Annotated in this window: 16 protein-coding genes and 1 pseudogene; 12 read left to right on the forward strand and 5 right to left on the reverse strand. The window is 63.1% G+C overall.

Features of this window, described 5'->3' with window-relative positions; translation table 11 throughout:
* Positions 1–110 (forward strand): annotated as a pseudogene (locus tag ACZYOF_RS33720) (IS5/IS1182 family transposase); the annotation flags it as partial.
* 157 nt (positions 111–267) lie between these two features.
* On the forward strand, positions 268–1353 hold the full coding sequence (locus tag ACZYOF_RS33725; protein WP_463718476.1) for an IS5 family transposase: 1086 nt from the start codon (positions 268–270) through the stop codon (positions 1351–1353).
* A gap of 162 nt (positions 1354–1515) precedes the next feature.
* On the opposite strand, the gene ACZYOF_RS33730 is transcribed toward ACZYOF_RS33725, so the two are convergent.
* A complete protein-coding gene (locus ACZYOF_RS33730; protein WP_165421186.1) occupies positions 1516–1758 on the reverse strand; it encodes a DUF1127 domain-containing protein in 243 nt (80 codons plus the stop codon).
* Positions 1759–2031: 273 nt separating this feature from the next.
* On the opposite strand from ACZYOF_RS33730, the gene ACZYOF_RS33735 reads away from it, so the two are divergent.
* Positions 2032–3147, forward strand: a complete 1116-nt coding sequence (locus ACZYOF_RS33735) for a branched-chain amino acid ABC transporter substrate-binding protein (RefSeq protein ID WP_463718477.1) — start codon at positions 2032–2034, stop codon at positions 3145–3147.
* A gap of 61 nt (positions 3148–3208) precedes the next feature.
* On the opposite strand, the gene ACZYOF_RS33740 is transcribed toward ACZYOF_RS33735, so the two are convergent.
* Positions 3209–4372: an MFS transporter gene (locus tag ACZYOF_RS33740; protein ID WP_463718478.1), complete on the reverse strand. Its 1164-nt coding sequence runs from the start codon at positions 4370–4372 to the stop codon at positions 3209–3211.
* Positions 4373–4879: 507 nt separating this feature from the next.
* On the opposite strand from ACZYOF_RS33740, the gene ACZYOF_RS33745 reads away from it, so the two are divergent.
* Complete coding sequence (locus ACZYOF_RS33745; RefSeq protein ID WP_463718479.1) at positions 4880–6052, forward strand: glycosyltransferase; 1173 nt, start codon at positions 4880–4882, stop codon at positions 6050–6052.
* A gap of 58 nt (positions 6053–6110) precedes the next feature.
* On the opposite strand, the gene ACZYOF_RS33750 is transcribed toward ACZYOF_RS33745, so the two are convergent.
* Together ACZYOF_RS33750 and ACZYOF_RS33755 are read right to left on the reverse strand one after the other, a co-directional pair.
* The gene (locus ACZYOF_RS33750; protein WP_165421157.1) at positions 6111–6524 is read right to left on the reverse strand and encodes a CopD family protein; all 414 of its coding nucleotides are present in this window, start codon (positions 6522–6524) and stop codon (positions 6111–6113) included.
* Complete coding sequence (locus tag ACZYOF_RS33755; RefSeq protein ID WP_130579568.1) at positions 6521–6850, reverse strand: DUF3817 domain-containing protein; 330 nt, start codon at positions 6848–6850, stop codon at positions 6521–6523. The genes ACZYOF_RS33750 and ACZYOF_RS33755 overlap by 4 nt, the downstream gene beginning before the upstream one ends.
* 148 nt (positions 6851–6998) lie before the next feature.
* Here ACZYOF_RS33755 and ACZYOF_RS33760 point away from each other — a divergent pair, with 148 nt between their 5' ends.
* The 5 genes from ACZYOF_RS33760 to ACZYOF_RS33780 all read left to right on the forward strand — a co-directional run bounded on the left by ACZYOF_RS33760 (position 6999) and on the right by ACZYOF_RS33780 (position 12930).
* A complete protein-coding gene (locus tag ACZYOF_RS33760; protein ID WP_130579567.1) occupies positions 6999–7934 on the forward strand; it encodes a GlxA family transcriptional regulator in 936 nt (311 codons plus the stop codon).
* Between the two features lie 248 nt (positions 7935–8182).
* Positions 8183–9274, forward strand: coding sequence for a phosphotransferase family protein (locus ACZYOF_RS33765; RefSeq protein ID WP_463718480.1), 1092 nt, complete (start codon positions 8183–8185; stop codon positions 9272–9274).
* 2 nt (positions 9275–9276) lie between these two features.
* The gene (locus tag ACZYOF_RS33770) at positions 9277–10470 is read left to right on the forward strand and encodes an acyl-CoA dehydrogenase family protein (RefSeq protein ID WP_245476307.1); all 1194 of its coding nucleotides are present in this window, start codon (positions 9277–9279) and stop codon (positions 10468–10470) included.
* Positions 10471–10534: 64 nt separating this feature from the next.
* On the forward strand, positions 10535–12175 hold the full coding sequence (locus tag ACZYOF_RS33775) for an acyl-CoA synthetase (RefSeq protein WP_463718481.1): 1641 nt from the start codon (positions 10535–10537) through the stop codon (positions 12173–12175).
* A complete protein-coding gene (locus ACZYOF_RS33780; protein WP_463718482.1) occupies positions 12175–12930 on the forward strand; it encodes a FadR/GntR family transcriptional regulator in 756 nt (251 codons plus the stop codon). Before ACZYOF_RS33775 ends, ACZYOF_RS33780 begins: the two co-directional genes overlap by 1 nt.
* 12 nt (positions 12931–12942) lie before the next feature.
* Here the strand turns inward: ACZYOF_RS33780 and ACZYOF_RS33785 are convergent, their stop codons facing one another.
* Positions 12943–14454 (reverse strand): porin, encoded by a 1512-nt coding sequence (locus ACZYOF_RS33785; protein ID WP_463718483.1) that lies wholly within the window; start codon positions 14452–14454, stop codon positions 12943–12945.
* Between the two features lie 333 nt (positions 14455–14787).
* On the opposite strand from ACZYOF_RS33785, the gene ACZYOF_RS33790 reads away from it, so the two are divergent.
* Genes ACZYOF_RS33790 through ACZYOF_RS33800 form a run of 3 tightly spaced genes read left to right on the forward strand, consistent with a single transcriptional unit; the run spans position 14788 to position 19418 of the window.
* Positions 14788–16020, forward strand: a complete 1233-nt coding sequence (locus ACZYOF_RS33790; RefSeq protein WP_282528399.1) for an efflux RND transporter periplasmic adaptor subunit — start codon at positions 14788–14790, stop codon at positions 16018–16020.
* On the forward strand, positions 16017–19166 hold the full coding sequence (locus ACZYOF_RS33795; RefSeq protein WP_463718484.1) for an efflux RND transporter permease subunit: 3150 nt from the start codon (positions 16017–16019) through the stop codon (positions 19164–19166). Before ACZYOF_RS33790 ends, ACZYOF_RS33795 begins: the two co-directional genes overlap by 4 nt.
* Before the next feature lie 60 nt (positions 19167–19226).
* Positions 19227–19418, forward strand: coding sequence for a hypothetical protein (locus tag ACZYOF_RS33800; RefSeq protein WP_282528397.1), 192 nt, complete (start codon positions 19227–19229; stop codon positions 19416–19418).
* The last annotated feature ends 580 nt before the right edge of the window (positions 19419–19998 follow it).

A 19998-nucleotide genomic window follows, 5' to 3' on the forward strand; every position in this document is an offset into this window, starting at 1 on the left:
GCTTCTCGAAACTGAAGCGTTTCAGGCGCGTTGCTACGCGCTACGAAAAAACCGCACGAAATTACTTCGCTGTCGTCGCTATCGCCGCAACTCTGCTCTGGCTAACATAACTGTCCACGCGACCTAGAGCATGATCCGGAAAAGTGGAGACCGGTTTTCCGAAAAAGATCATGCTCAAACAAAGAGCTAGCAGTCTGCTGAAGAACCCCCTCGCCACGGAGGGGGCTTGATGATTCACTTTATCATCTCGAATCGGTGGAGATGATCGTGCGCGGCAGGTTTACGGATCAAGGCGGCCTGTTTTCGTACATCGCGCCGGATAAGCGTGTGCCAGCGAACCATCCGCTGCGGAAGGTGCGGGAACTTGTCCGGGATGTTTTGAGTGATTTGAACCGCAGCCTTGGGAGGCTCTACGCCAGCGAGGGACGTCCTTCGATCCCTCCGGAGCAATTGCTGAGCGCCCTGCTGCTGCAGGTGTTCTACGGCATCCGCTCCGAACGGCAGTTGATGGAGCAACTGGACTATAATCTTCTGTATCGCTGGTTCGTGGGACTGTCGCCGGACGATCCGGTCTGGGACCCGACCACCTTCACCAAGAACCGGGAGCGGCTGCAGAACGGCGATGTGTTCACGAAGTTCATGACCAGACTTCTGAACCATTCTCAGGTCAAGCCGCTGCTGTCGGACGAGCATTTTTCGGTGGACGGGACGCTGATCGAAGCCTGGGCTTCGCAGAAGAGTTTCCGCCCCAAGGACGGCAGCGGCGACGATGATGACGGCGCCAACTTCCACGGCCAGAAGCGCAAGAACGACACCCATGCGAGTACCAGCGATCCGGACAGCAGGCTCTATCGCAAGGCGGCCGGACGCGAGGCCAAGCTTTGCTATATGGGCCACGCCACCATGGAGAACCGGCATGGGCTGGCGGTGGCCGGCAGGGTCACGCATGCCAATGGCGTCGCCGAACGCCGGGCTTCGGAGATCATGCTGAAGGCGAGACGTAAAGCCGCAGGCCGCCGCATCACGGCCGGTGAGGACAAGGCGTACGATACCGCCGATCATGTCGCCAATCTTCGCGCCATCGGCGTGACGCCGCATGTGACACAGAACCTGGCCATCACCAAAACCGGCAAGACCCGCAACAGCGCCATCGACCAACGAACCACGCGGCATCCGGGGTACGGCATGTCGCAATCACGCCGGGCGATGGTCGAGTGCATCTTCGGATGGGGCAAGCAGCACGGCACCATGCGCAAGACCAAACATCGCGGCATCGCTCGCGTCGCCGCCGACTTCCTGCTCAATCTGATCGCCTACAACCTGATCCGCATTCCCAAACTACTTGCCGTTTAGCCACCCCGCGTCAGGTTGCACCCAACAACAGGCTAAAAATTACATCCAACTCCACCGCACCGCTCCAACAACGACCGCCGACAGTACGAAAAACTCTCCATTTCAAGGTTTTTCAGCAGACTGCTAGAGCGGGATGACGATTCGAAGAAAAGTCATCACGCTCTAGGTTTCGCGCCTGCGGATGGAGGCGATATCGTAGCGGGATAATCCGATGTCGCGCAGCATTCGGTCGTCGAGATCCCGCAGCTCTGCCGTGGCCTGGCGTATCGCCAGTTCTTCCCTCATCTTCGACAGCAGGAACGTCACCATCGCGCTGATCGAGACATACCATCGCGGAGCGTTCGGCGCCCGTTGGGTCCGTTTCGGATATGGTCGGGTGTAAAACAGTTGGTCGATGTGTGACATCGATATCTCCCGGCAAATATCAGTCCCGGGAGACTCTGCCGCAGCCATGTTTCCGGACCATTCCGACGCCGGAAAATACGGCTACGGCCGTAACGCGTGGCCGCGGCCGCTTTCCTGGCGATAGCGGATAACAGAGCTCGCGCCACCTCGCCCTTGATGGAGCCACCGCCGCTGGTAAAAAAATACGGTGACATCGCGCCGATGTCAGCCGGCCATGCTATGAAGAGGCCGGCGCAGTCGCCGTCTCTCTAAAACAACCCCAAGGACTTTCGTATGAAAGTGGTCAAGCTCTTCGGTCTAACACTAGGTGCGTCACTTGTGCTGTCCTCTGCAGCGCTGGCCCAGGACATCAGGGTGGCGGTTGCCTCATCGATCACCGGCAGCGAAGCCGCGTTCGGCCGCCAGTTCCAGAACGGCGCCGAGCAGGCGGTGGCCGACATCAATGCCGCAGGCGGCCTCCTCAACAGGAAGCTGGTGCTTGATGTCAACGACGACGCCTGCGATCCCAAGCAGGCGCGCTCGGTGGCGGAGAAGATCGCCAGTGCGAGAATTCCGTTCGTCGCCGGCCACTATTGTTCTTCGTCGTCGATCCCGGCGTCGGAAGCCTATGCGGACGGCAACGTGTTGCAGATTTCGCCGGGCTCGACCAATCCGCTGCTCACGGAGCGCAAGCTGTGGAACGTGCTGAGGGTCTGCGGCCGCGACGACCAGCAGGGCCTGGTTGCCGCCGCCTATATCGCCAAGAATTTCGCCGGCAAGAACATCGCGATCCTCAACGACAAGACCACCTACGGCAAGGGGCTTGCCGACGAAACCAAGAAGGCGCTCAACAAGGCCGGCGTCACCGAGAAGATGTTCGAATCCTTCAACAAGGGCGACAAGGATTTCAATTCCATCGTGTCGCGGTTGAAGCGCGAGAACATCGATCTGGTCTATCTCGGCGGCTATCATCAGGAGGCGGGTCTGATCCTGCGCCAGATGCGGGATCAGGGGCTCAAGACGGTGCTGATGGCGGGCGACGCGATCAATGACCGCGAGTTCGCCTCGATCACCGGTCCTGTTGCGGAAGGCACATTGTTCACCTTCGGTCCCGATCCGCGGGAAAAGCCGACCGCCAAGGCAATCGTCGAGAAGTTCAAGGCCAAGAACATCGATCCCGAGGGTTACACCCTCTATACCTATGCGGCGTTCCAGGTGTGGTCGCAGGCGGTGGCGAAGGCCGGTTCGACCGATCCGAAGAAGGTGATGGATACCATCAAGGCCGGTGAATGGGACACCGTACTCGGCAAGTTGGCATTCGGTTCCAAGGGTGACATCAAGGCGATCGATTATGTCGTCTATAAGTGGGACGCCAAGGGCGGCTACGCACAGGTCGACAAGGGGCTGTGAGGTAGCATGATGTCCAGGGCCAACGGGCGGGTTCCGCTCGTTGGCGTATGTAGACGCTGTCTCAGGACGGCATCACGTCCTGTTGCCTGGTTCGCCCGATTGCCATGGCGAAGAACAGCAGTGCAAGGAGAGCGCAGAATTCCATCACGCCGGCCATCGATAGCGCCGTCCGGCCGTCGAAGAGAACAGCCGTGAGCGCGCTGGATAGTGCGCCGGATATCATTATAAGACAGTTGACTGCGGCGCTGACGGTGCCCGCCATTTCCGGCAGCGCTTGCAGCGCTCCCTGCATGAGGCCTGGCGCCCCGATGCCTCCGCTGAATACGACGGCGACGAACAGCAGAATAACGATGGTGGTCGGCGTCCAGTTCAACAGCGTCATGGCCAGCAGGACCGACGATGTAAGCGCCTGGATGGAAAATCCGATCGACAACGAATAATGCGATGGAACTCCGCGTGCGTTGAGCCGGCCGTCGAGGAACGCTCCAGCCATTCCGGCCAGCGCGGTCAGGCCGAATATGACTCCATATTGTGTTGAGCTCAGCCCGGCGACCTGGACAAGGAAAAGGGAGGACCCCGTCGCATAGGCGGCGAGAACGCCGAAGGACGCCGCGGCGGCAAGGAGATATGCGCGACAGGTCGGATGCGACAGGACGCAGCGATAATCTCCGACAAGCGCCACGAGGCTGAAGCGGGTCGCCGGCCGCGGCTTCCGGCCGTAGTCGGGGCCAAAGCGCAGGCCTATCAGCAAGAGAATCCCGAGTGCCGCAAGGCTTGCGTAGATCGCGCGCCAGCTCGCGAGATCGAGCAGGGCCGCTCCAGCCATCGGCGCGGCGATTGGGGAGACGTATATCGCCATGACGATGTTCGACAGTTTTTGGCGGACGATGGTGTCGTCGAACGTGTCACGGGCGATCGCGATGGCAAGGGTCATAGCTGCCGCGCCGATGCCCTGGATGACACGGCACGCAATCAACACCGGCAGCGATGGTGCCATCGCGCATCCGACCGAGGCCATGATGAAGATGATGGTGCCAAGCGTGACCACCGGTTTGCGACCGTATCGATCCGACAGCGGTCCGAACGCCAGCGGCGCAAGGCCGAAGCTGATCATGTAACTGCTGATCGTCAGGCCGGCGCTATGTACCGGAACTGCAAGAGAAGTGGCTGTGTCCGCGAGGGCCGGCAGCGCCATGTCGGTGCCGAAGCCCGGAAGAGTGGCCATCAAACCGAGCAGACAGGAGAACGCGACCGAGTCCGTTTTGCCTGGAGGCACCATCATTTGGATTTTTGCTTGTCGAAGGTTTGTGTCGTTCGTTGAGCGCTCGATCGAGGGACCACGCCCGACACTGTCAGCGGAATGTTGCGCGCTGATTTCAGTCCGCGTGCGCTCTGTTACTTCCGTAACCGAGGCTGCTTCGATGAGGATTGTTGCGGCTGTAGCGCATTCGTCCGCTCCGGTGACCTAACCGTAACACCGACCGAACACTAATGAGGGGCTGTGATTGGCCGGTCGTAGTCGACGGGCCGTCAGTGACCTCGGCTCAATTACCTAGCTCAACGGAGACCGTGCATGAAGGCGCTTCTCGTCTCGTCCCCGATGATGGGACATCTCCATCCAGTATTAGGAGTCGGGCGGGTCCTGATCGCGGACGGTTGGGAGGTCATGGGTCTGACATCGAGCTATCTGCGAAACCGCGTCGAAGAGATCGGCGCCACATTCCGCAGTTTCGTGCCCGCGGCCGACATCGATACGCGAGACGCCGCCAAGCTATTTCCGGAAATCATGACGGCGACGCCCGGCGCACAGCAGTTGCGGCTGATCCTGGAGCAAGGTTTCGCCGATTTCATGCTGGCTCAATATGAGAGCATCAAAATCGTCATGCAGGAGTTTCCTCCCGACATCATCATCGGCGATCATCTCATGCTGGGCGTGTTGCCGATGCTGCTCGGTCCTCGCGCACGGCGGCCGTCCGTGGCCTTGCTTGGAACGACCTATCTCCTGTCACGTCGAGATGACGGCGCCCCGAACGATGCAGGCATTCCGCCCGCGCGCAACGACCAGCAACTAAGGGAGTATGCCGCGCTCTTTCAAACCTACGAACAATCGGTCTTTGGCCCGGCAGGACGATGCGTGAACGAGTACCTGGCCCAGATCGGGAGCAGGCCGCTGCGAATGAATCTTTATGACGCGATGGTGGAATTGCCCGATATCTATTTGCAGCTCACGGTGCCGCGGTTCGAGCTGCCGCGCCGCCGGCTGCCAGGTTCGGTACACTTCGTCGGCCCGCTGCCGATCACGCCGAACCAGGCGCCGGTACCTTCGTGGGCCTACGAATTGGATGGTTCACGCAAAGTCGTTCTTGTAACCCAGGGCACGTTGACCAATAACGACTTCAGCGAGTTGACCCTGCCGACGCTGGAGGCGCTGGCGAAAGAGCCAGATGTTCTCGCAATCGTCACAACGGGTGGACGTCCGATCGATGTGCTCGGCGGTCCGTTGCCTGGAAATGTGCGGGTTGCCCAGTATCTGCCGTTCGAGTGGGCGTTGTCGAAGGCCGATGCATTCGTGACGAACGGCGGCTACGGCAGCGTCAACCAAGCCTTGAGTTATGGCGTTCCCATCGTCGTGGCGGGAACGGGAGCCGACCGGGGCGATGTCGGCGTCCGCATCGCCTGGTCGGGGGTGGGCATCAATCTGGCCACCAATGCACCGACCGCAGAACAATTGCGCCCCGCCGTGCGCTCGGTGCTGGATGATCCGAAATATCGCGAGCGCGCAGCGTCGCTGGCGGAGGACATTCGCAAGATCGATACCGCATCGGAGATCCGTCGGATTCTTCGGCAACAGATCTCGACCCCCTCGCAGGATCGCCCGCGCGCCAAGAAAGCCGCGCGGCGATAAGGCTGCCGTCCCGCCAGGAGTCGTCGGTCGGTCTTATCGGACTGCGCGCCGAGATCGGCTAGGGCTTGACCACGACTAGGACGACCACCGCTGTCATGGAGACGAGGATCAAGGGCAGCGTTGTCCAGGATTTTAGCGCCTTGTTCCTGACAAGGCGCCGGAGCTGGCCTGACTGGATTCCGTGCACGGCCGAGAGCAGAACGACAAAGGCGAGCTTGACTTGCAGCCACGTGTTGGAAAACCACCCGGCCGTGACCGCCAACGTCAAGCCGAAAGCCCAGACCAGCAGCATCGCCGGCGTGGTCAGCCAGCGTTCCGATTTGGCCAGAAAACCCGCGACAGGCTCGACCGATCCCGGATTCGCGCGCTCTGCCGCCAGCACGATCGAGGTGGTGATGGTGCCGGCTACGAAAAGGAAGGCACTGACGACATGCAGTGCCTTCAGCCATGGGTAAAGCGCAGCAAGGCTCACTGGACCGCACCGGTGCGCAAAGCTGCGGACTTTCGTGCGATAAGCCGCGCATTGGCAAAGCCAGCGAATGGGATGAACGCTGTCGCGAACAGCCGCACCGCCTCCGATCGGCTCCAGCCGCCTTCCGTGACCGCCTGGATCGCAGCCCAGCAATAGCCGAGAAACGCAAGGCCATGGACCGGCCCCATGACATGGACGGCGACGTTCCAGCCGGCGATATGCTTGAGTGGCACGGCGACTGCGACAAGCAGGACCAGCGTCGTCGCCTCGAGGACCGACAGGATCCCAAGCCACCGTAACTGCGTCGATTCGTAATCGTTGGACACGCGCACCTTCCCGCTTCAAAGACCGGCGGCACGCATAGACAATGCGTCGCGCATTCGGTGAGTGGCCGAAATGACAACCTGCGATCATTTCCTGCCAAACCGCGTTTCGGCTATGTTCGCCTTGGAAGATGCTCGCTCCGAGGTGGTCATGCATAAAGTTTCAGTTCTCGCGATGGACGGCTTCGTGCCGTTCGACCTGTCGGTCCCGTGCGAGGTGTTCGGGCGCGCGAGTGGCGTTGCCAGCTATAGTGTCCGCGTGTGCAGTGAGGCGACCGAAGTTCGGTCGAGGAATTTCACGCTGCAAACGGAGTGGGGCCTCGAGGAGCTCGTGTCGGCCGATACGGTCCTGGTGCCGGGAGTGGAGGATCCGACCGCTCCGGTCTCCCCGGCCGTGCTTGGGGCGCTTCGATCTGCCTGGGAGCGCGGAGCGAGACTGGCGTCGATCTGTTCGGGAGCCTTCGTTCTGGCGGCAACCGGCCTTCTGGATGGGCGGCGGGCCACGACGCACTGGATTTGCGCAGACGAGTTCGCACGGCGCTATCCCCGCATCCAGGTCGATCCAAACGTGCTGTTCGTCGACGAGGGGCGCCTGATCACCTCCGCCGGAGCCTCGGCCGGGGTGGACATGTGCCTGCATCTGCTACGCCGCGATCATGGCCAAGCCGTTGCGGCCGATGCCGCGCGGCTCGCCGTTGCGCCCCTGGTCAGGGACGGCGGCCAGTCCCAGTTCATCCGCCACGAACCGCCGAAATCGGCTGCCAGTCTGGCCTCGCTGCTCGACTGGATGAGCGCCAATCTCGACCGCACGCTCACGGTTCGGATGCTGGCCGATCAGGCGCGCATGAGTCCGAGGACGCTGGCGCGACGGTTCGAGGAACAGACCGGAACGACGCCACTGCAATGGCTGCTCAAGATGCGCATCCGCCGGGCGCAGGAACTGCTCGAAACCAGCGAGGCTTCGGTCGATCAGATTGCAAGCTCGGTCGGATTCGAATCCGCGGTTACCTTCCGATCGCGCTTCCGGAAAGTCGCCGGCATCAGCCCGACCGCCTACCGTCAACGCTTCGGTGCGCGGGAGCGCTGACCGCGATTTATTGTCCGACATATGTGCGGTGGTGGATTTGGCTTCTCAGATGCCACTTGAGAAATATTGATAATTTACAATAGTTTATTGGGAATCCGAAGGAGCGAGGCATCGGTTTGGCTGGTCGCCAGTTGCAAGCTTGGCTGTCTTGGCGCTAATTTTGGTCCGACAATAATGGTCCGGCGCCGCCGGAGGCGGTAGGCGAGGGCTCCAACCTCGATATTCGGAACAGGGAGGCCGAGGCGCGCGTGATTGCTGATCCGTCGCTATCAGGAAATCCGGGACTATTGTCGGCCGCGGAAACCGCGCCGTCCGACTGGGATCGCCTTGCGCGCTATCTGGAAGCGCATGGCATGAGCGTCGATCTGGCGCAGCCGATCCGGCAGTTCGCCGGCGGCCTCGCCAATCGCAACTATCTCCTGATCGTCAACGGTGCCCCGACTGTCCTGCGCCGTCCGCCCGACGGCGACCTGCCACCGGGCGCCCATGACATGGCGCGCGAGCATCGCATCCTGTCGCGCCTTGCCGATGCGCTGCCCTTCATAGCAAGGGGGCTGCATTATTGCGGCGACCGCAGCGTCATCGGCGTTCCCTTCCAACTGATCGAGTATCGCGCAGGGCTCGTCATCCGCGGCGCGGATCTGTCGCCGCTGCAGGGGCGCGACGATGCACCTGGGATTCTCTCGGAGATGATGGTTGCAACATTGGCCGCGCTGCACCGGGTCGATGCGCGCGCGGTCGGACTTGAGGATCTCGGTCGCCCCGAGGGTTTCATCGCCCGCGCGATTGCCGGCTGGTCGAAACGTGGGGCGCTGGTTGCCGAGGATGGCGCGCTGCAAGGTCTATTGCAGGACATTTCGCAGTGGCTGTCCCGGCAGATATTCCGCGACCGGACGCCGACGCTGCTGCACTGCGATTTCAAGCTCGACAATTTGATCCTGAATCCGCAGACGCTCTCGCCGGTCGCGCTGGTCGATTGGGACATGGGAACGCGGGGCGATCCGCTGTTCGATCTGGCGACGCTCTTGAGCTACTGGGCGCAGCCGGATGATCCGCCGGCGTTGCAGCGGCTGCAGCAGATGCCGACGGCTCAGCCCGGATTCTGGCGGCGTGCCGAGGTCGCGCGGCGCTATGCCGACCTGACCGGTCTGGATATCGACGACCTGCCGGCGATGCGCGTGCTCGCGCTGTTCAAGCTCGGGATCGTGTTCCTGCAATTGCACCGCCAATGGGTCAACGGCGCGGTGAGGGACAATCGCTATGCCGACTTCGCCCGCGTTGGCGAAGATATTCTTCTGGTCGCGCGCGATGCCACGACCGGAACTGAGCGAGGAAACTGACGATGCATCAACTCGACATGAACTTTTCGCTGCCGCCGCGCGTGTCCGAACTGGCCGATCGCGTGAAAGCCTTCGTCAAGGACACGGTGGTCCCGTTCGAAAAGGACAAGCGCTGGACGTCCCATGGACCGACCGATGAGCTGCGGCGCGAGCTCAATGCGCTCGCGCGCAAGGCCGGCGTATTCGCGCCGCATGCGCCGGCGGAATATGGTGGCCAGCATCTGTCGCATATCGGCCGCGCCGCCGTGTTCACCGCCGCCGGCTATTCCATGCTCGGTCCCGTCGCGCTGCATTGCGCCGCGCCCGACGAGGGCAACATCCATCTCCTTGATGTCGTGACGCGGCCCGATCAGCGCGAGCGCTATTTGAAGCCGCTCGCGACCGGAGAAGTCCGCTCCTGCTTCTGCATGACGGAGCCTGCTCCCGGCGCAGGCTCCGATCCTGGCCAGTTGCAGACGACGGCGCGGCGCGATGGCAATGACTGGGTCATCGACGGCGAGAAATGGCTGATCACCGGCGCCGAGGGCGCCGCCTTTGCGATCATCATGGCGAAGACGAGCGGCGGCGGAATGGAAGGGGCAGCCACCATGTTCCTCGCCGACATGTCCGATCCCGCCATCACGATCGAGCGCACGCTCGACACCATCGATTCCAGCTTTGTCGGCGGTCACGCGGTGGTCCGCTTCAACGGGCTGCGCGTGCCGGCCGATGCCGTGCTCGGCGAGATCGGACAGGGTTTTCGCCACGCCCAGGTTCGCCTCGCGCCGGCGCGGCTGACGCATTGCATGCGCTGGCTCGGCGCCGCGATCCGCGCCCAGGAGATCGCTACCGAATACGCGCGGCGTCGCACGGCGTTTGGCAAGCCGCTCGGCGAGCACGAGGGCGTCTCCTTCATGCTGGCCGACAACGCGATGGATATCCATCAGGCGCAACTGACGATCTGGCACACGGCGTGGATGCTCGACAAAGGCGAGCGGGCCTCGAGCGAAAGTTCGATGGCCAAGGTGATCTGCTCGGAAGCGATCGCGCGCGTCGCCGACCGTTCGCTGCAGATCCTCGGCGGGCTCGGCACCACGCGCGATACCGTGGTCGAGCGGTTCTATCGCGACGTCCGCGCCTTCCGCATCTATGACGGCCCGTCGGAAGTGCACCGCTGGGCGATCGGACGGCGGATCGTGACCCATGGCGGCCGATAGGCGGCGGTAAGAGCCGCAGCAAAACAAAACAACAAGCGCAAAACGCGCGAACACGGAGGAAATGATGCGCGATATCTGGTCACCGCCGAAGGAGCCTGCGGTCGAAAGCTATGAAAGCTTGTGCGCCAATTTCCGCTGGCAGGTGCCGGAGACCTTCAATTTCGGTGCCGATATCATCGACCGCCGCGCCCGCGAGCAGGATGGTCCGGCGCTGATCTGGGAGAACGCCGCCGGCGAGACCCGGCGCTACAGCTATTCCGATCTGTCGCGGCTCACGAACCGGCTCGCGAATGTTTTGCGGGCGAACGGCGTGGAGAAGGGCGACCGCGTCATCATCATGCTGCCGCGGCTGGCGGAATGGTTCGTCGCGCTGATTGCGGCGATGAAGATCGGCGCGGTGCCGATCCCTTGCATCGAGATGCTGACGGCGCGCGACATCGAATACCGCGTCGCCAATGCCGAGGCCAAGGCGGCGATCTGCCGTCCCGAGCAGACTGCGAAGTTCGCATCCGTGGAGAAGCTGATCCCGGTCAGGATCGCGCTCGGCCAGACGTCGGGCTGGCTCGATTGGAACAGCGAAGTGGCGCGCGCCTCCGAGACGATCGAGCCGGCGATCGTCAGGGCCGAAGATCCCGCGATCATGTACTACACGTCAGGCTCGACCGGCCATCCGAAGGCCGTCGTCCATGCCGCGCGGGCGATCTATGCGTGGCGGGTGTCGGCGATCTACTGGCTCGACCTGCGTCCCGGCGAGGTGATCTGGTGCACGGCAGACACCGGCTGGAGCAAGGCGGGCACGAGCATCATCTTCGGGCCGCTGAGCTGCGGCGCCTGTTCTTTCTTTTTCGACGGCCCGTTCGTGCCGAAGGATCGGCTCGAACTCCTGCGCAAGCACCAGGTCACTGTCTACTGCGCGCCCGGCACGGAGCTGTCGCGGGTCGTTGGCGAAGTCCGCGCACGCGGTGATCTCGGCCGGCTGCGCCGCGTCGTCACCGCGGGCGAAGCCATGAACCCCGTCGTCGCCGAGCGCTGGGAGGCGGCGACCGGCATCCGCATCGATGAAGCCTATGGGCAGACCGAAGCCCTGATGGTCGCGCTGAACTATCCAACCGAGCCGGTCCGTTACGGCTCGATGGGGCGTCCGTCGCCGGGCTCCGATCTTGATGTGATCGACGCTGATGGCAACCGCTTGCCGCCGGGGCAGGAGGGTGATCTCGCGCTGAAGATGCCCAACCCGCAATTGATGCTCGGCTACTGGAAGGATGCGGAGCGCACCGCGGCCTGCTTTGTCGACGGTCCCGACGGGCGCTGGTTTCTGACCAGCGATCGCGCGGAGAAGGATGCCGACGGTTATCTCTGGTATCGCGGGCGCTCGGACGATGTGATCAATTCAGCAGGCTATCGCATCGGCCCGATCGAGGTCGAGAACGCGCTGGCCGAGCATCCGGCGGTGCAGATGTGCGCGGTGGTCGGCAGTCCCGACATCGAGCGCGGCGAGATCGTGAAGGCGTTTGTGGTGTTGCGGCAAGGCAATACGCCGTCGCCGGAGCTGACGCGCGAATTGCAGGATCACGTCAAGTCGGTCACCGCGCCTTACAAATATCCGCGCGCGATCGCGTATATCGCGGAGCTTCCGATGACGATCACCGGCAAGATCCGCCGCCGCGATTTGCGCGACCGCGAGTTCGCGCGAGGCGTCGTCTGATGTCTGTAGCGGATCTCAGCAACAACGTCCAAGAGCGCAACGAGCCGGTCTACCGGTTCGTGGTGCGCAGCATCGAAGCCAAGATCATGTCGGGCGAGTGGGCCGTCGGCGACCGGGTGCCGGCGGAGACCGCGCTGGCCGCGGGCTTTGGTGTCCACCGCTCGACGGTCCGCGAAGCGATCCGGGTGCTGGAGCAGAACGGCCTCGTCCGCCGTCACGACGGCGGCAAGCTGCTCTATGTCTCCGTGCCCCGTGAGGCCGACATTTCCGAGAAGGTGACGGCGGCGATCGTGCTGCAGGAGATCAGCTTCTTCGAGCTCTGGGAAAGCATGCGTTGTTTCGAGCCGGTGCTGGCCGAATGCGCCGCCACGCGGATCGACGACGATATGCTGGCCGCGCTCCGGGCCAATGTCGACAAGACCAAGATGGCGCTCGAGGACAAGCAGAGCCTCGTCGAACTCGATATCGAGTTTCACCAGATCATCGCGCGCGCCTCGCGCAACCGCGCCCTGCAGCTCAGCCGCGAGCCGATGAGCCAGCTATTCTATCCGGCTTTCCTGCGGGTGTTCTCCCGATTGAACGCGGGCGAGCGCCTGGTGTTCGCCCATGAGAAGATCCTGCAGGCGCTCAGCGATCGCAACCCCACCGAGGCGCGGTCCTGGATGGACAAGCACATCGTCGATTTCCGGCGCGGCTATGAGCTTGCCAATTTCGATATCGAGGCGCCGGTAGGCTGGTCGCAGCGACCCGCGTAGGTCGCGTCAATCTCAAAAGCGGAAGCGCAACCCGGCCGTAGTGGCGACGTTGCTATGCTCGAAGAAGCCGAACCCCAATCCGCCGTTGACCTGCGTGAACATCACGCCGACATAGGTATCCCATTTAGGCGCAAACCTCCAATCGACCGCGGTGGAAATTGCGTCGAACGTCCCGGCGCATTGCGGGTGTTCGCTAGAGGAGCAGAAGGCGGGGCCTCTGGCGGCAGTGCCGAAGAAGGAGTCCTGGATGTAGTGATAATAGGCGCCGATCACGTCCAGATCGTCGGTTATGGAGTATTTCGCGCCGGCCCACATGACCTGAAAGGTCTTGTTGCCGAGCCCGCCGACGCCGAACGCGGCATTGTTGATGTTCGTGTTGTTGAGGGCATCGCAGCCCTGACAAAGGAAGTTTCCTGCGATGTCGGTGAAGGCGACTTGCGGATTGCTCGGCGGCTCGTATCGGATGTATTCGTAACCGGCGTACAGCTTCAGCGACTTGGTCGTGTATCTCGCCACCAACATCGCGGCGGTGTTGTCGGAGATCGTCGCCGTCAGGGTCTGCGGCAGGAACGGGGGGATCGGCGCTCCAAACGCGTTGTTTGCGTTTGCTCCCGACGCCAGCGCGAGCGATACGGAATTCTTGACATGGCTGTAAATGGCGTCGACCGAGAGCACGTCATTGCCGCGGATCGGAATGTCGCCGCCGAGCTGGAATTGATAGGCGCCGGTGGAGGCATTGTTCTCGTCATAACCGCCGAACTGCCACAGCGCCGCTGCCCGGAAGTGGTTGAAGTTGTACCGGTACTTCACCGACGTCGAGTGTCTGCAGTTTTCGGTGTTGCCGCCGCCGCAGGTTATACCCTGGAAGCCGATCGCCGAGAATCCGTAGGAGGCGCCGAACGGATCGTAATCGAACACGGCATCCAGCGTCAGCGAGTTCTGCCGGAAGAGGGTCAGCGTGCCATAAGTGGGAGAACTGACGCCGACGTAGCCCTGACCGTTGTACCACTGGCCGGCGCGGCTTGAATCCGAGTAGGCGGTTTGCAGGTTTTGCGGGACGCCGGCGTTCGCGGCAATCGATCCGGGTCCATTCGAGAATCGCAGCGAGTAGGGGTCGAAGCCGGCATCGAGGTCAAAGACGAAAGAAAAGTCCTCGCCGATCGGCCTGGTTCCCTTGATGCCGATGGTCGAATTGCTCAAGGCATTAGGCGCAAGCGTCCATGTCGCCAACCGGTTCTGTTTCTGGATCAGGTAGGACGCTGCAACTGCAGATCGCGGATCAAACGAGGCACCGTGGCTTTGCCAGCCGAAGCCGGTGTCGATGATGCCGAAGACTGTGATGCCTTCCCAGGTGAGCTGGCAATTGGTCGTGACGAAGTCCGAGGGGTCGGTGCACGGACGCGGCGTCATGGCCGAAGCCGCCGGCGCCTTGGTCGGCGTGACGTCGGCCGCCCACGCCTCCGATGCACTCGAGGCGCCGACAACGGCAAGAAGGAATGCCGCACAGATCCCGAGCTTTGCCATCAGAAAGCTCCCGGCGACTGGCCCCACGGCGCCTGGCCAAGCTTGGCTTGCCGGCCGATCGTGCAGCAAGCAACATTCAACAGGTTGTGCAGCGCCCAGCCAAAAAAGTTCGTTCCAGTAGCGGCCGGGCCACACTGCGCTACCAGCGGAGGCCCCGCGGACCGGATCCCTTCCTCCGCCATCACTTTTTGGTGCAACGCGGCGATCCAGCCATCGACAGAGCATCGATCTGCCGTTGCTGTACGTTCATACCGTTGGCTTTCCCGATCCGGATGCTATTGATCCGGATCAAACGGGACAAAGGCGCGAAACGTGAGTCTTGCAGGGATAACAATGGCCCGGTTCGCCGGGGCCGTCGCGTTGGGGACCGCCATGTTCGGCGCGCTGGCCGCCGCCGAGGCCCAGCAGGCCGCCGGACCCCCGGCTGTCGGTATCATCGAGGCGGTCAAGCGGCCCGTCACCCAATCCAACGAGTTCCTGGGACGGATCGAGGCCACCAATCGCGTCAATGTGGTCGCCCGCGTTACCGCCTTCCTGGAAAAGCGGAACTTCGTCGAAGGCGCCGAGGTCAAGACCGGCGATATGCTCTACGAGCTCGAGCGTGGCCCGTTCGAGGCCGACCTTGAGTCCAAGAAGGCGCAAGTCGCGCAATTGCAGGCAACCCTCGTCAACGCCAAGCTGACGACCGGCCGCGCCAAGGCCTTGCTCGGCGGCCCGGCCGGCCAGCAGTCCACCTATGATGCCGCGCTCGCGAACGAGCAGAGTCTGGAAGCGCAGGTGCAGGCCGCCCAGGCGCAAGTCGACCTCTCAAAGATCAATCTGGACTACACCCAGATCCGCTCGCCGATCGACGGCAAGATCGGCCGCACGGCGGTAACCGAGGGCAACGTCGTCAGCCCAAGCTCGGGGGTGCTCACCACGATCGTGAGCCAGGATCCGATGTACGTCACCTTCCCGGTCTCGGTGCGCGAAGCCCTCACGCTGCGCGACCGCTACGCGACGCTGGGCGGGTTCAGGGCGGTCGTGATCAGGGTCCGTCTGCCCGACGGCAAGCTCTATGACCAGGTCGGCCAGCTCAACTTCGTCAACAACACGATCGCGCAGAATACCGATACGATCACGCTGCGCGGCATTATCCCCAATCCTGTGCTGCCCCATCTGTCGTCAGCAGACGACGTCACGGTGCGCCAGCTCACCGACAATGAGTTCGTCACCGTCCTGCTCGAGGGCGTGCAGCCGGTGGATGTGGTGGCGATCCCGCGCTCGGCCGTGCTGTCGGATCAGCAGGGCGACTATGTCTTCGTGCTCGGGGCCGACAACAAGGCGGAGCAGCGCCGGATCGTCCTCGGACAGTCGACCGCGACCATCGCTGCGGTGACGACTGGGCTTTCGGTCGGAGAGAAGGTGATCGCTGAAGGAATGCAGCGGGTGCGGCCCGGCCAGCCCGTGGCGCCGGGACCGGCGAGCGCGCTGATCCAGTCGAGCCTGAAGGAAACGGCGGAAAACACCGGATCGAGCCAAAGCAGCGGTGCGATCGGTCCGAAGCCTGCGGGCACCAGCCCATGATTTCCGCCGTCTTCGTCGATCGTCCGCGGCTTGCCATCGTCATCGCGCTGGTCATCACCATCGCGGGCGCGCTGGCGTTGCTGCAAATCCCGGTGGCGCAGTTCCCGGACATCGTGCCGCCGCAGGTCACCGTCACCGCCAACTTCCCCGGCGCTTCCGCCGAGGTGGTGGAATCGAGCGTTGCGCAGCCGCTCGAGGCCCAGGTCGTCGGCGTCGACAAGATGCTCTACATGAAGTCGACCAGCGGCAATGACGGCAGCTACACGCTGACCGTCTCGTTCGCGCTCGGCACCAATCCTGATATCAACACCGTCAACGTCAACAACCGCGTCCAGAGCGCGCTCGCGCAACTGCCGACCGAGGTGCAGGCGCAAGGCCTGGTCGTGCAGAAGAAATCCTCGGCGGTGCTGCAGTTCATCGTGCTGTACAGCAAGAGCGGCCAGCAGGATCCGCTGTTCATCACCAACTACGCGATCATCAACGTGCTCGATGCGATCTCGCGTACGCCGGGCGTCGGCCAGGCCTCGCTGTTCGCGAAGCTGAACTACTCGATGCGGATCTGGTTCGACACGCAGCGGCTCACCAGCCTCAATCTGGCGCCGTCGGATGTGATCGCGGCGATCCGGGCGCAGAGCGTGCAGGCCCCGGTCGGCCGCATCGGTGCCCGTCCGATCGCCGACGATCAGCAGTTCCAGTTCAACGTGCAGACGCAGGGGCGGCTCACGACGTCGGCCCAGTTCGGCAATATCGTGCTGCGCGCCAATCCGGACGGCTCGGTGCTCCGGATCAGCGACGTCGCCCGGGTCGAGATCGGCGCCCAGAACATGGACAGCGAGTCCCGGATCGACGGCCAGCCCGGCGTGCCGATCGGCATCTATCTTGCGCCGGGGGCTAATGCGGTGACCACCGCCGCGGCGGTGCAGTCCACGCTCACCAGATTGTCGGAACGGTTTCCTCCTGGCCTGACCTATCTGGTGCAGTACGACTCCACGACCTTCGTCTCCGATACCATCAAGGAAGTGCTGAAGACGCTGGGCGAAGCCTTCGTGCTGGTCGTGATCGTCGTGTTCCTGTTCCTCGGCAACCTGCGCGCCACGGTGATCCCGGCGGTCGCGGTGCCGGTCAGCCTGATCGGCACCTTCGCGGTTCTCCTGATCCTCGGCTATTCCGCCAACACCGTGTCGCTGCTTGCGATGGTGCTTGCCATCGGCATCGTGGTCGACGACGCCATCGTCGTGGTCGAGAATGTCGAACGCGTGATGGAGAGCGAGCCCGAGCTGTCGCCGGCGGAGGCCACCAAGAAGGCGATGGCGCAGATCACCGCGCCGATCATCGCGATTTCGCTGGTGCTGTTGTCGGTGTTCGTGCCGATCGCGTTCATCCCCGGAATCTCCGGAACCCTGTTCCGCCAGTTCGCGGTGACGATCAGCGCGGCGATGGTGATCTCGGCGCTGAACGCGCTCACGCTGTCGCCGGCGCTCTGTGCCGTGTTCCTGCGGCATACCGGGCCGCGCCGCGGCATCATGGGGCGCGTGCTCGGCGGCATCGACTGGGTCCGCGACCGCTATGCCGGCATGGTGCGCCGGCTGCTGCGGGTGGCGATATTGTCGCTGGTCGCGGTGCTGGTGTTTGCCGGCGGCGTTTTCGGCGTGTCGCGAATAACTCCGACGGGCTTCCTGCCCGAGGAGGATCAGGGCGCCTTCTTCATCTCGGTGCAATTGCCTGACGGCGCGTCGGTGTCGCGCACCAGCCAGGTGACCAAGCAGGTCGAAGCGCTCTTGAAGAACATGCCGCAGGTCGAGCACGTGCTCTCGATCATCGGCTTCTCGCTGCTCGACGGCGCGAGCGAGCCGAACTCGGCCTTCATGGTGGCGCGCATGAAGCCGTTCGCCGATCGGCGGGCGGCCGCCGATTCGGTGCAGGCGACGATCCGGCGAATGTTTGGCGAGGGCGCGCAGATACGGCAGGCCAATATCCTGCCGTTCAACCTGCCGCCGATCATCGGGCTTTCGACCTCCGGCGGCTTCGAATATCAGCTCGATGCGCTGGAGGGGCAGGATCCGGCCGCGCTCGGCAGCACAATGACCGGCCTGATCAATGCGGCCAACCGCGATCCGCGGCTGGCGCGCGTGTTCTCGACCTTCACCGCGACCAATCCATCGATCTATCTCGACATCGACCGGGCCAAGGCGCAGGCGCTCGGGCTGAACATGGCCGACGTGTTCACCGCGCTGCAGGCGACGCTGGGCGGCATCTACGTCAACAACTTCAACCTGTTCGGCCGCACCTGGCAGGTCAATGTGGAGGGCGAGGCCGCCAACCGCGGCGACATCTCCGACATCTGGCAGATCTATGTCCGCAACAGCGGCGGCGAGATGGTGCCGATGCGCTCCATCGCGAGCTTGAGGATCGTCACCGGACCGCAGGTCATCACCCGCTACAACAACTACCGTTCGGTCACCATCAACGGCAGCCCGGCGCCGGGCGTCTCGTCGGGCACCGCGATCGCCGCAATGGAGGAGATTTCGCGGGCGACGCTGCCGGCCGGCTATTCCTACGAATGGACCGGCACCGCCTATCAGGAGCAGGCGGCCTCGGGGCAGACCGGCATCATCCTCGCGCTCGCGGTGCTGTTCGCCTATCTGTTCCTGGTTGCGCTCTACGAGAGCTGGACCATTCCGATCCCGGTCCTGTTGTCGGTCACGGTCGGCGTGCTCGGTTCGTACACGGCGATCAAGGTCGCGGGCTTGAACCTCGACCTCTACGGCCAGATCGGCCTCGTGGTGCTGATCGCGCTCGCCGCCAAGAACGGCATCTTGATCGTCGAGTTTGCCAAGGAGCAGCGCGAGGGCGGATTGCCGATTGCGCAAGCCGCGGAGCTCGGTGCCCAGATGCGGTTCCGCGCCGTGATGATGACCTCGATCGCCTTCATTCTCGGCCTTGTGCCGCTGGTGGTCGCGACCGGCGCCGCCGAGATCAGCCGCAGGGCGGTCGGCACAGCGGTGTTCGGCGGCATGCTCGCCGCAAGCTCGGTCGGCATTTTCCTGGTGCCGATGCTCTACGTCACCTTCCAGCGCTGGCGCGAAGAGGCGAAACGCCGTTTCGGCAAACCGGCCGAAACACCGCACGCGCCGCCCGCGGAGTAGAATGGTGGGTGAATTGGCCGAATTCCGATATCCCGCCGCGCAAGTTTCGGAGCACCTCTGATGATCAACGCCCGTCGTTCGCTCACCCAGATCTTTCTGTTCCCGGCGATCATCGCAGTGATCGTCGCCTTCGGCCTGGTGTCCGCCTTGCTCGGCGACGGCATCTGGGACACGACCTCATGGATCGCACTCGCAGTCCCGCTCGCCGTCACCGCATTCTTCGCCTGCAAGAAGCGCCCCGCGGATTTGTAGGGGCGGACTAGCTAGCTAGCGAAGCGTAACCTACCATGCTTTCTGGCAGCAAACGCCGCCGTCATTCCGGGGCGCGCCTCTTGGCGCGAGCCCGGAATCCATCGGGTCGCGGGCGCTGCCGGCGAAATGGATTCCGGGCTCATCGCTTCGCGATGCCCCGGAATGACAGACCCCGTCATTGCGAGCGGAGCGAAGCAATCCACGTCTCCACAAGCGGCGCTACACTGGCCGGGCCGAGCGATGATAACCGGCGCGAAGCTCTGCCGGTCAAGGCGGGCTCCGCGCCGGTGCAGTCATTCCACTGAAGCGTGCTATACCGTGACGCTTTCCTGCTCGGGCGTCTTTGCGGGCTTGACGACCGTTGTCGGGGTTCTGAGCCATGCCTCTTCGGTAACGGCGATCATGGAAGGCTGGTCGATGATACCGATCGAGTCCCACGTGAACATCGCATAGCCGTGAGCGTCATCCGGCGACCACGCACTGAGGGCTGATCTGGTCGGCTAGGAAGATCTCGTGGATTGTTTCGTCACGAGGTCACCATGTCAAAAGATAGTTGTAAGGATGGCGATAAGGATAGGCA

It is taken from the genome of Bradyrhizobium sp. LeoA1Lang (assembly GCF_055413685.1).